The 12,849-nt window shown below is 52.8% G+C and carries 9 protein-coding genes; all 9 read right to left on the reverse strand.

The features are described from left to right. Positions 1-3: 3 nt before the first annotated feature. A complete protein-coding gene (locus KIS77_23285) occupies positions 4-1,338 on the reverse strand; it encodes an efflux RND transporter periplasmic adaptor subunit (GenBank protein ID MCW5925261.1) in 1,335 nt (444 codons plus the stop codon). Continuing rightward, positions 1,313-2,548 carry a TolC family protein gene (locus tag KIS77_23290; GenBank protein ID MCW5925262.1) on the reverse strand — a complete coding sequence of 412 codons (1,236 nt, stop codon included), beginning with the start codon at positions 2,546-2,548 and terminating at the stop codon, positions 1,313-1,315. The genes KIS77_23285 and KIS77_23290 overlap by 26 nt, the downstream gene beginning before the upstream one ends. A 1-nt stretch (position 2,549) precedes the next feature. Beyond that, positions 2,550-4,460, reverse strand: coding sequence for an efflux RND transporter permease subunit (locus tag KIS77_23295; protein ID MCW5925263.1), 1,911 nt, complete (start codon positions 4,458-4,460; stop codon positions 2,550-2,552). Next, positions 4,447-5,709, reverse strand: a complete 1,263-nt coding sequence (locus KIS77_23300) for an efflux RND transporter permease subunit (GenBank protein ID MCW5925264.1) — start codon at positions 5,707-5,709, stop codon at positions 4,447-4,449. Before KIS77_23300 ends, KIS77_23295 begins: the two co-directional genes overlap by 14 nt. Beyond that, entirely contained in the window at positions 5,706-8,414 is a 2,709-nt protein-coding gene (locus KIS77_23305; GenBank protein MCW5925265.1) for an HAD-IC family P-type ATPase, read from the reverse strand. The genes KIS77_23300 and KIS77_23305 overlap by 4 nt, the downstream gene beginning before the upstream one ends. Before the next feature lie 18 nt (positions 8,415-8,432). Continuing rightward, positions 8,433-9,272: a ribose-phosphate pyrophosphokinase gene (locus KIS77_23310; protein MCW5925266.1), complete on the reverse strand. Its 840-nt coding sequence runs from the start codon at positions 9,270-9,272 to the stop codon at positions 8,433-8,435. Positions 9,273-9,332: 60 nt separating this feature from the next. Further along, positions 9,333-10,337, reverse strand: coding sequence for a 2-hydroxyacid dehydrogenase (locus KIS77_23315; protein MCW5925267.1), 1,005 nt, complete (start codon positions 10,335-10,337; stop codon positions 9,333-9,335). Positions 10,338-10,380: 43 nt separating this feature from the next. Continuing rightward, complete coding sequence (locus KIS77_23320) at positions 10,381-11,952, reverse strand: thymidine phosphorylase family protein (protein MCW5925268.1); 1,572 nt, start codon at positions 11,950-11,952, stop codon at positions 10,381-10,383. A 36-nt stretch (positions 11,953-11,988) separates the two neighbouring features. After that, positions 11,989-12,849, reverse strand: an 861-nt coding sequence (locus KIS77_23325) for an MBL fold metallo-hydrolase (GenBank protein ID MCW5925269.1), incomplete at its 5' end; no start/stop codon positions are given.

A 12,849-nucleotide genomic window follows, 5' to 3' on the forward strand; every position in this document is an offset into this window, starting at 1 on the left:
CAGTTATTTTGCTTTGACAAAACTCTCGCTGTCCATCAGCAATTGCGCGTTTTCAGCGATTACATCGTCGGGTGAAAGTCCCGCCGTCACTTCCAGCATTTGGCCGGAGCGGTGACCTGTACTGATTTTCTGCGACCGAAAGCCTTCCGCTGTTTTTATAAAAGCAATTTTTTTTCTCCCCAGATCAATGGCCGCCGATGCAGGAATCCAGAGGGCGGAGCGGCTTCCCGCCTGTACGCTGGCGGTGAGCAAAGTGCCGGGTTTGAGCCTCTCGCCGGGATTTGGAAGATACACCCGAACACGGAGATTTTTGCCTCCGGAGCCATACAACGGTTCGATGTAGTTGATTTTCCCCCGGAGCGGTTCGGCAAACGATTCGATGTGCAATTCGACCGCCTGGCCGACCTTCAACGACTGCACAGCGGAGGGGTAAAATTCGAGTATCGCCCACACGGTCGCCAGACTTTGCAAGCCGAAAAGCCGCTGACCGGGTTGGACGTACATACCTTCTTTCAGGGAAAGTTCGGCGGAAGTAGCGGTGGAGGGCGGCGGAGGGGAGGGGTTTTGTGCAGAATTATCATCGTCCATGCCACCGCCGGGTATAGTTCCGGCCGAGCCTAAACCTGAGTTTTCAACAAGCAAACCGGCGTAAGGGCTGAACACCGGCAATGAAAGGAGCGGTTTGCGGCTGGCTTCCACGTCGCTGATTTGTTTGTCGGTCAGGCCAAGCAGGGAAAGGCGGCGGCGGGCATTTTCGAGCAGGGTCGCGTTGTCCGGGTCATTTTCTTTCAAAAAAATCAATTCCTGTTGTGCGGTGGCAATGTCGGGGCTGTAAATGTCGAGCAGTCGCTGTCCTTTTTGCACGGGCTGAAAAGGGTAGCGAACATACAGCCGCTCGATACGCCCTCCGTAACGCGCCGATACCGCGTTGAGCTTTTGGGCATCGTAGGCCAGGTAACCGGGCGCTTCGATGCTTATGGACAAAGATTTTTGTTCCGGGCGGATGGTCGCGGTGGCGCTTAATACATATTCGTAGGTAGGCTTCAAGAGGATGCCAATACTGTCCGGCCCGGCAGCGTGAGCGGTATGGTCATCTACTTTTTTGACCAGATCCATACCGCAAATAGGGCAACTACCCGGTGCGTCGCGCAGGATTTCTGGGTGCATCGGGCAGGTGTACACGGCCTTTTCTTCGGCATTGTGGCTTTCGTGCCCGGTCTTTACTTCCGGGATGTGGCCTTCATGTCCGGCGTTTTTTTGTCGGCAGGCCGCAGTCGTCAAGGCAAGCACGAGCAGTCCAAGGGTTATCAGTTTACCGTTGTTCCAGTTCTTTTTCATAGTCGGTGCGGGCTTGCAGGAGTTGTTGCAGGAGGTCGAGTTGGCTGAGGCGGCTCATTTTGAGTTCCAGCCAGGCATCGAGGGTCATAAAAAGTTCGTCGGTGTTTTGTTCCCAGGCGAGCAGGGTACTCTGGAAGCGTTTGCGTTGGTTGGGGATGATGTCGCGCTCGTAGCGGTCTATTTGTTCTTGCAGCGTCTGCATCATCACGAGGCGGTCGGCGAGATTGCCCCGGATTTGATTAACGAAGTCGGCTTTTTGCCATTCGAAGGCTTCAAGCCGATAATCAATTCCTTCGATGCGGGCTTTGACATCTTTGTTTGCCCAGGGAGCAATCGGCACAGTGACCATGCCCATCAGTGTAAATTGCCAGGGCGTTCCGCCAAAAGCGAACATGTGATCGTAGCGCAGGCCGTATTCGGGTTTCAGTTTTGAACGTTGCCATTCCTGTTCGAGCCGGGCGATGCGAAGGCTTTGTTCGATGGCGCGAAAATCGCTGCGGGCGGCGATCCGCGAAGTATCGGGCAACACGGGAATCGGCGGCAATCGCCAACCGGCGGTGTCAATCTCGAAACCGGTCGCGGGGTCACGTTGCATCAGGGCGTTCAGCATGGCGCGTTGCTGGCGGATTTCACCCGCGTACATAGCCTGCATCCGTTCGAGGTCGGCCAATTCGGTTTGGGCTTTATAAACGCTGCCGAGTTTTTCGCGGTTGTACTGGAATCGCTGTTCGGCGCTTTCGATGAGCAGGCGTAGGGCGGTTTTGCTCTCTTCGAGGACGGCAATTTTCTTTTCCAACACTAACCAATTGTAATAGGCGGTTTTTGCCTCGGCAAACAACATATTTCGCATCACCCCCCGCTCGGCCACTTCCATGCCCGACATAGCGTACATGTAGCGTTGTTCGGCTTTTTGCATACGGCGGTTGGGGAACATCTGTTCGCCGGTAACCATAAATGAACCCATGCCTTCGCTCCACCTCGCCGTATTGTACGGGGTCATAAAAAAGCCGCCGCCGACCTGGGGCGGGGGCATGGTGATGGTGCCTTTTGCGTAAGTGTCGAGTTCGCGGACGCGCGCATCGGCGCCTTGCAGGCGCGGGTGTGCAGTCTCGATGCGGGTCAGGATGCTATCGAGGGAGAGCGGGGTTTGCCCGCCGGATTCGAAGGCTGCAAGCAGCAGCAGGATGATAATTTTGAATCTGTTCTTCATCTCAATCGTTGAATTGAACGAGTTTCAGCGTTCCGGTTTTTCTCAATTCGTATTCCCTTACGATGGCGAACAGCACCGGCAGCACAATCAGCACGAAAAGCGTGGAGGTAATCAGGCCGAACACGAAGGGAATGACGATGGGTTTCATTACATCGCTGCCGGTCCCCGTAGCGAGCAGTACCGGCAGCAAACCCAAAATATCCACCATGACGGTCATTAATTTGGGGCGTAAACGAAGCACAGCCCCGTCGTAAATAGCGTCTTCGACATCCTGATTGGTGATGGATTTGTTTTCTGCTTTCAGTTTGGATGATTTGTCGTACAGTGAGTTGTTCATGTACACGAGCATCAGGATACCCGTTTCCACGGCCACGCCAAACAGTGCAATAAACCCGACGGCCACCGCGACCGAAAAATTGACATCAAAAAAATGAAGGGAATACGCGCCGCCGACGAGCGCAACGGGAATACCGGTGAGCACGATCAGCGTTTCGCGGAAAGAATTGAAAGTGAAATACAGGATCATCATAATGATGACAAGCACAATCGGCATGATGATTCTCAGACGCTCGTTCGCGCGCACCTGGTTTTCGTATTGGCCGCTCCATTCTAAGAAATACCCTTTCGGTAGTTTTTGTACACCTTCTTCCAATTTCTTTTTTGCATCAGCCACCGTGCTTCCCAAATCGCGGTCGCGCACATTGAACAACAGCGTTCCGCGCAGCAGGGCGTTTTCGGAATTTATCATCGGCGGTCCGTCTGAAACACTCACATCGGCCACTGCTGAAAGTGGAATAGGGCCATACTCCATCGTTTGCATTTGCAGCCGTTTCAGTTTTTCGATTTTATCCCTGAAATCCTGCGCGAAGCGGACGTTAACGGAAAAACGTTGCCGTCCTTCTATCGTGGTCGTCACGTTCATGCCGCCCAAAGCGGTTTCGATGAACATATTCACGTCATCCACCGTAAGCCCGTATCGCCCAATTTCGTCTTTTCGGATTTTTATGTCAACGTACATGCCGCCGGTAATCGGTTCTGCGTACAAATCCTTCACGCCGTCCACGCTCTGCAATTCTATCCTGAACTGCTGCGCCAGTTTGTTGATGGTATCGAGGTTCTGCCCGTAGATTTTTACCCCCACATCCGTCCTGATCCCGGTGGAGAGCATATTGATGCGGTTGATGATGGGCTGCGTCCAGCCGTTTACCACGCCGGGGATTTGCAGTTTGGCGTTGAGCTGGTCAATGATGTCGTTTTTCGTCATGCCCTCGCGCCACTGCGATTGCGGTTTGAGCAAAATAATCGTTTCAATCATGCTCACCGGGGCGTTGTCGGTGGCAGAATTTGCTCTGCCTGCTTTACCCAGCACATTCTCTACCTCGGGAAAATCCTTGATGATTTTGTCCTGCACCTGCATGATTCGTTTGATTTCGGAGTTGGAAACGCTCGGCAGTGTGACCGGCATAAACAAAAGTGAACCTTCATCGAGCGGGGGCATAAACTCCGTACCGAGATTCAGTACCAGCGGAATACTGCCCAGCACAAGTGCCAGGCTCAACGCAATGGTTGTTTTTTTCCACCGCATACACCAAAGAATAGCGGGCGAATACATCCATTTGAAGAAACGGGAAACGGGGTGTTTGCTTTCCGGGCGCACAGTTCCTTTCAAAAGCATGACCATCAACACCGGAACGAGGAACACCACGACAAAGGCGGAACCAATCATGGCAAACGTCTTCGTCCATACGAGCGGGGAAAACAGTTTGTGTTCCTGCCCGGTAAGGAACAAAATCGGACTGAACGACACCAGCGTGATAAGGATGGAACTCACGATGGCGCCACCAATCAGTTTGGATGATTTTTCAATCCGCGCTTCTCTTTCTTCGTTACTGAGCATATTATTCTGTTTCATTTACAAGAGATTTCATTGCGTTTTCAACCATTACAATACCGGCATCTACCAAATCGCCCACTGCCAGCGCGATGCCTGCCAGCGACATGATATTGGAAGTAATACCAAACCAACTCATCATGATGAAGGAAATAAGCACCGACATTGGGATGGTTATGACCACAATCAGGGTACTTCGCACGTGCAGCAGAAAAATAAAAAGCACGATACACACCACGACGATTTCCTCGATGACGGCCTCTTTCAACGTGGCGATGACGGCCTCGATCAAATCGGAGCGGTCGTAAGCCATTTTGAATTTTACGCCCGGCGGAAGGCCCTTTTCCACATCGTTTAGTTTTTCTTTCACCCGGTCAATCACATCCTTCGCGTTTTCACCGTAGCGCATCACGACGATACCGCCTACCTTTTCGCCTTCTCCGTTTTCTTCCACAATGCCGAGGCGGAGTTCGCCGCCCATTTGTACCGCTGCCACGTCGCGTACTTTTATAGGAATTGAATTGAGGGTTTTCAGGGTGATGTTTTCTATTTCCCGGATGTCTTTGATATAGCCCAATCCCCGGATGATGTAGCCGATGTCCGACTGCTCGAACTTCCGACCGCCCACATCGTTGTTGTTCGCTTTTATTTTTTCGGCGACATCCATGATGGGAATGTCGTAATAATTAAGTTTCAGAGGGTCCACGACTACCTGGTACTGCTTTTGAAATCCACCGAAGGAGGCCACTTCGCTCACTCCTTTCACCGTTTGCAGGGCGAAACGGATGTACCAATCCTGCAAGGCTCGCAACTCGCCCAAGTCATAGCCCGGTGCATCCAGGGTGTACCAGTAAACATGCCCCAACCCTGTCCCGTCGGGGCCGAGCGTAGGGACAATTCCTTCGGGGAGCAGCCGCTGCGCGTAATTCAGGCGTTCCAGCACCCGCGTCCGTGCCCAATAGATCTCCACGTCGTCTTCAAAAACCACGAACACAAAACTCATCCCGAACATGCTGTTGGCACGGATATTTTTTACTTTCGGAATGCCCTGCAAATTGCTTACGAGCGGATAGGTGACCTGGTCCTCCATGATCTGCGGGCTGCGCCCCATCCATTCGGTAAAAATGATGACCTGGTTTTCCGACAAATCGGGAATGGCATCCACGGGCGTGTTCTTCACCGCGTAAATGCCATAGGCGGTAACCGCCGCAGCAATCAGCAAAACGATGATGCGGTTTTTTAAAGACCAGGTGATAAGAGCATCAATCATAGTTTTTCATTTTGAAAAAATGCTAAATGTTTGCCCAGCCGGATGATTATCATGGTCAACAGACCAGCCCCGATACACACAGTCCAATCGGCGGCCAACATGGGCACCACGGAAAGCGCCGTCCGCACCGGTTCAATTAAATATAGCCCCACGATGATCAGGACACAAGCAGCAATGGCATACCACACATATCGGTTGCGGACAACCTCGGTGCGCCAAAACGGAGCGTCAATTGATCCCATATTGAAAACATGGAACAATTGACTGAAAATCAGCGTGAAAAACAGGATGTTGTTGCAGCGTTGCACCAACCAATCATCGCCGGCATGAATAAAAAAGTGGCTGAAATATACCGCTCCGATAGTGCCTGCCGACAACACAACAGAATAAAAAATAATCCTTCGCCAACGCGCCCGGTCAATGATTGGCTCATCCGGGTTTCGGGGCCGGTGCGCCATGACGCCCGGGCTGCCGGCCGTAACGCCCAATGCCAGCGCGGGCAGCACGTCCGTGACAAGATTGATGAACAAAATTTGAAGGGGTTTCAACTGAAAATGCAGAAAGAGCAACGAAACGGCGGCTATTACAAGCAATTCGCTCAAATTGCAGGACAACAGGAAAACGACAAATTTTCGGATGTTGTCAAAGATGACCCGGCCCTGCCGGATGGCAGTAACGATGCTGGCAAAACTATCGTCGCGCAGCACCATGTCGGCTACTTCCTGCGCAACCTGTGTGCCCCGCTGCCCCATGGCGATTCCGATGTCGGCTTTTTTGAGCGCGGGCGCATCGTTTACACCGTCGCCGGTCATGCCTACAATGTCTTTGCGCTCCTGGAAAACGCTTATTAAATCGAGTTTTTGCTTAGGGCTGACCCGGGCGAATATTTTTGTTGCTGCCCAGTGCGATTTGTCCGCCGCGCTGAGTTTTTCGAAATCCGGCATATCCTTTCCCAGCACCACCTCTGTCTCGTCGGAATCTATGATACCCAGCTGCCTGCCGATGGCCTTGGCGGTGGCGGGGTGATCGCCGGTGACCATCACCACTTCGATGCCGGCATCCCGGCATTCGCGTATGGCGGCGGGAATCTCTTTTCTCGGCGGGTCTATCAATCCGAAAAGCCCGGCAAAAACCAAATTTTCGGTCAGGTTCTTCGAGGTTTTCGCATCTACTTTGAAAGCACCTGCAATGACTTTCATTCCCGACGAAGCCATTTTTTCCGCCTCGGCGAGCCATATTTTCCGGTGCTGTGGAGTCATCGGCACGTTTTTGTCGGAATCGAGCAGGGAGGAGCAACATTCCAATAAATCTTCGGCGGCGCCTTTGGCAAAAACCATGTTGCCTTCCGGCGTCTGATGCTGCGTCGCCATGATTTTGGTTTCGGAAGAAAAAGGTATTTCCGACAGCTTTGGGCATTGAAGGCGACGGCCATTGATGTCTTCGCCTTGCCGGAGCGCGAATTTGAGCAGCCCGGTTTCGAGCGGATCGCCGATTTCGGTAAAATCTCCTTTGTGGGCAGCAATGTCGGCGTTGTTGCACAAGATGGCGATTTGCAGGAGGCGGCCATACTGCGCTTTGGGCAAGCGCCCGGCAGGAAGCGATGTTTCTTCGTCACGCTTTGCCCAGGCGCCACCCGGCGAGGCCAATGCTTCGACCTCCATTTTGTTTTGCGTGAGCGTTCCGGTTTTGTCGGTACAAATGACCGTGGTTCCGCCCAAGGTCTCCACCGCCGAAAGTTTGCGCACAATCACATTGTGGCGAGCCAGCCGGAGCATTCCTTGTGCCAGCGCGAGGGTAGCCACAATGGGCAAACCCTCCGGCACGGCGGCTACGCCCAGCGCAATAGCGGTTTCGAGCATTTCCACAAGCGGTTTCCCGCCCATTACACCTACGGCAAAAATAACCGCCACCAAACCTATGGTTATTTTTATGAGGCGGCCGCTGAACGCGGCAAGCTTCTTTTCCAGCGGCGTAGCGGCTTGTTCGGAAGTGCCGACAAGGTGGGCGATTTTACCCAACTCAGTATTCATGCCCGTTCCAAAGACTACGGCCCAGCCATTGCCTTTGGTGACGAAAGTTCCTTTGAAAAGCAGGTTCGACTGTTCTGCCAAAGGCGTGTCGGCGGGTAATACGGCCGGCGCTTTTTCTACCGGTACGCTCTCGCCTGTAAGAGAGGCTTCGTCCAATTGAATTTGAGCGCTGTTGTAGAGGCGGGCGTCGGCGGGCGTCATGTCCCCGGCTTCGAGGTAAATCACGTCGCCGGGCACGAGCATTTCGCTGTTGATCTCCGTCAAAGTGCCATCTCGAAGCACTTTGACGGAGATGGAAACCATTTTTTTCAAGGCGTCCATGCTGCGCCCGGCTTGAAATTCCATATAAAAACCGATGACAGCGTTGATGAAAATCACCACCAATATGGCTATCCCGTCTAACCATTCCTGGAAGGAAAACGACAATCCCGCCGCAACCACCAACAGCACTACGATAGGGCTTTTAAACTGTCTCAAAAAAATCACCCAGGCAGGCGTTTGTTCGCCTTGGGAAATAGCGTTGAGGCCAACGGACTCCAACCGTGCGGCTGCTTCCGCTGCCGAAAGGCCGTGCGCGGTATCGGTGCCTAAGCGGGAAAATAATTCGTCTTCCTGCAAAGCCCAGATGGGAATGTTTGATTCGCTCATCACCTCGTTTTTATTACTTTTTTCCATAAAAAAATGAGTTTGGCATTATTCTGATATGGCCATCGCGAGCAACTCGGACACATCTATGCGATTGGAAGAATGCTGGATTGTATTGCAACTCACGACCTCGGCTGCCCCAGCCATAACTAAATCGTCGTAAGCGTTGCCCGCAAATACCGGGTGTACGCCGATACAGACCGGTGCGGCCATGCCTGCGACACGAAGATGCCCTACCGTTTCTATCATGGTATGCGCAGTCGAAATAATATCGTCCACCAATACCGGCGTATGGTTCGAATACGGCTCTACGACTGGTTTCGACACGTCCACGTCGTGGTCGCCGTGACGCACTTTTTCGAGAATCAGAAAAGGTGCGCCCGCCTTCGCCGCCACTTCCGAAACCCACTGTTCACTTTCGCTGTCCGGTCCGATAAGTACCGGGTTGACGACATTTTGCCGAATCCAGTCAGACACTAGCTGCGCGGCGTGGATGGCTTTGCAGGGTATGGTGTAGATCTCCGACATAGAAACATGCCGGTGCAGGTGTGGGTCAATAGTGATGAGCCGGTCCACAGCGGAAGAGAGCAGTGCCGCAAAATATTCGCTGGTGACCGCTTCGCCAGGGTTGAACACCTTGTCCTGCCGCATATACGCGAGATAAGGCGCGACGAGCGTGACCGACTGCGCACCGCTGTCTTTCAACAATCTGGATAAGTAATAAAGCGGCAAAATCTTGTCATCAGGCTGAAACAAGGTGCAGACAACCACCGCTTGCTGCCCTTCCACGTCGCAGAGCAGGCGAACATAACTTTCCCCGTCTGGGAAATGCCGGACCGTGAACGCTCCCAATTCGGCGCCCAGATGGCGGGTTATGTTTCGCGCCAATAGTGTGTTTCCGGGTAAAGCAAATATTTTCATAATTGAAAATTGAAACCATTTACGAGGTCAAAGATTGGAGTCAGGTAAAATCTCATTTTCGCACCAGCGATCCTCCTCGAAGCAATTAAGGTTTTCAATGGTTGTAGTAGCGATATTATGGAGTGCCGTTTCTGTTAAAAAGGCTTGATGGGCAGTTATCAGCACATTTTTGAATGTCATCAGGCGGGCGATGGTATCGTCCAACAACACATCTTCCGAATGGTCTTCGAAAAATAGCCCTTCTTCTTCTTCGTACACGTCCAGCCCGACGCTGCCGAGCCTTCGGTTTTTGAGTGCGACAATCAAGTCTCTGGTATTGATCAATCCGCCGCGGCTGGTGTTTATGAGCATCACATTGGGCTTCATCAGCGACAAGCGATTTTTGTCAATCAAATGCTTCGTTTCTTCCCTAAGCGGCACATGGAGCGTGATGATGTCGGCAGTCTGGCAAATTTTGTCCAAGCTCATGTATGTCACCCCGTATTGTGCGACGAGGTCTGGGTCGGGTGCAGGGTCGCAAGCCAACAGGCGGCAACCGAAACCGTGCAGGATTTTGGCAACGACAGCGCCGATTTGTCCTGTTCCTACAATCCCGACGGTCTTTCCATTCATATCAAACCCCACTAAGCCGTCGAGGGAAAAATTCAACTCCATGATACGCTGGTGTGCCCGGATGAGATTCCGGTTCAGCGCAAGCATCATACCCACCGTATGCTCGGCAACGGCGTAGGGTGAGTACGCAGGAACTCGTGCAACTCGCATCTTATATTGCCAGGCTAATTTTAAATCAACATGATTAAACCCGGCGGAGCGAAGAGCGATAAATTCAATCCCAATTTCATGAAGACGCTGCAAAACGTGGTGTCCCGCTGTGTCGCTGACAAACAGCGATACAGCCCGACAACCTGTTGCCAACAGGCACGTGTTTGCAGTTAGCCGTGTGTCTATAAAAATCAGATCGTGACGACCGGCGTTTGCATTTATCAGATAGTTGCGCTCGAAACGGTGGGCGCTGTAAACTGCAACCTTCATTTTTCGTGATTGAGTTAAGAATAGAAATCAAACAGCCGATTGCTTATTCGGACAGTGCCAAAAGTTCAGGTGCGACAGAGCGGAGAAATTCTTTGGCATAGTCCAGTTCGCCGCCAGAATCGGCATACACCGAAAGCAACAAGTCCCTGCGATTAACCACTGTACCCAGTGGCGCGTAAAAATGAACGCCCGCGCCGGGCGACCTTGGAGCGCCCGCGAGTTTGGCTAAGCGGGCCAGCAGGCGGTTATCAATTTTTTCGACCCGCCCGCCCCGGTCGCTCATCCAGTCGTAGCGGAATTGTGCGCGCATCGGCTCTCTGAGGGAGCCTTGGGCACGGCAAATAGCCCTGAACTTTTCAAACGCTTTTCCGCTTTCCAGCAACCGGGTAGCTTGCCGTAGTCCTTCGCTTTCGTCGCAATGCCCCGACATTTCTAGTAAGTGCGCGGCCAGATTCAGCGCCCGCTGTTTTAAGTCCCCCGGGGCATATTGGTCGTTTTTCAATACCGCCAGCACATCCAGCGCTTCCAAAGCCGGGCCGATACCCACGCCGACCGGCTGCGAGCCATCGGTAATGACCGTTTTTACCTGCAAACCGATGGCTTGGCCCACCGTCTCGAATCGAGTGGCGATGTTGCGGGCATCTTCCTCGCTGCGTACTTTGGCCGTTGCGCCAACCGGTATGTCTATCACAACATGGGTGGAACCGGCGGCGGCTTTTTTGGACAACACGGATGCAATCATCTGGCCTTCGCTGTCAATGTCGAGGGCTTTTTCAATGGAAATGATGACATCGTCTGCCGGACTTAACTGCATGGCGCCGCCCCAGGCAAAGCACCCGCCTTCTTTTTCCACCACCTTGCGCATTTCACTAAGCGTCAAATCCACCCGAGTGAGCGTCTCCATCGTGTCGGCGGTGCCTGCGGGGGAGGTGATGGCACGGGATGATGTCTTGGGGATAGTCAGCCCCGCCGCCGCTACGATGCTGACCACGATAGGCGTAGTGCGGTTGCCGGGCAGCCCGCCGATGCAGTGTTTGTCCAACACAATGGGCTTGTTCCAGTACAGTTTTTCGCCCTTTTTAATCATCGCGCGGGTGAGACTGACAATTTCTTCGTCATTCAGGTTTTTGCCGGAACAAGCAGTGATGAAGGCGGCGAGCTCCACGTTGGAATATCGCCCCTCGACAATATCGTCCACGATGGCCTCAAAAGCCGTACTTTCGAGTGCGTGGCCGTACATTTTTGACCGAACAAATTTGAAGGACTCTACCGGTTTCAAATGCCCGACCTGGATCATGCAGTCTTCCTGCACTTGCAAACGCCGCAAAGCTTCGTTGGAAAGCCCGGCCTCACCGTGGCCGACCAGGTCGGATACCACATTTAGCGTGGCGATGATGCTTCGCTCGCCATAATAGACAACGATTCGGGTAAGCGCGGAAAAACCCTCTGACTTACAGATATGGCAGTCCGCCCGCATATAGATGATGCTCTCCCGGTAAGTATCAATATGAACCGCCCGGACTTTGAGCGAATTGAACGGTACGTGTTCAGCGGCCCCATTGCCCGCGTGATGGATTGAGCCGGATTTGGGTATCGTGGATGGTGCGTTTTCCATGTTGAAATAGTTTTATGATGGAAGGGCCGTTCGATTTCACAGGTTAAAAAGGGTCGTTTCTTCATCCTCCTTTGCTATGAAGGCAGGGATATGCAAGTCCTGTTCAATCTTTTTGCGAAAAGTGTCTTGGGCAGGGCCTTCCCCGTGTACGAGTACCACTTTTTGCACCGCCGGTCCCATTTGACTGAGCCATTGCAGCAGTTCGGCCTGGTCGGCATGCCCCGACAAGCCGGAAATGTCTTCTATGCTTGCCTTGACGGGTACGTACTGCCCGTGGATTTTTAGTTCGCGCTCGCCGTTTTTCAGGCGCCTTCCGCGAGTTCCTTCCGCTTGATAACCAATTAAAAGGATGGCATTTTTCGGGTCGGGCGCCAGGTGTTTCAAATATTCGAGCACCCGCCCTCCGGTGAGCATTCCGCTGGCAGAAATGACGATTTTTGGCCCCGGTGTGGAAATGATTTTTTTGGTTTGGCGAAAATCCCGGTTGATGACCACATCGTTGCACACGCTCATACATTCGTCGTGTTTCAGTTTATGCCATTGGGTATGCCGGCACAAAATCTGGGTTGCGTCGGCAGCCATAGGACTGTCGAGAAAAACGGGCAGACTGGCCGGAATTCGTTGCTCGCTTTTGAGGGTATTCACGAGGTGCATGATTTCCTGCGCGCGCCCCACTGCAAAACTCGGAATGATGAGGCTGCCGTGTCGCTGAATCACCCGGTTGATGACCTCGGCCAATTCATCCAAGGGATCATTGTCGCCATGCAGCCGGTCGCCGTAAGTGGATTCCATGACGACCAAATCGGCTTCGGGGATGGATGAGGGCGGCAACAGGAAACGCGACTCGTAGCGTCCTATATCGCCGGAAAAAACGATGATTTTTCCGTGACAATTCAG

This window comes from Saprospiraceae bacterium (genome assembly GCA_026129545.1).
GTDB lineage: Bacteria > Bacteroidota > Bacteroidia > Chitinophagales > Saprospiraceae > M3007.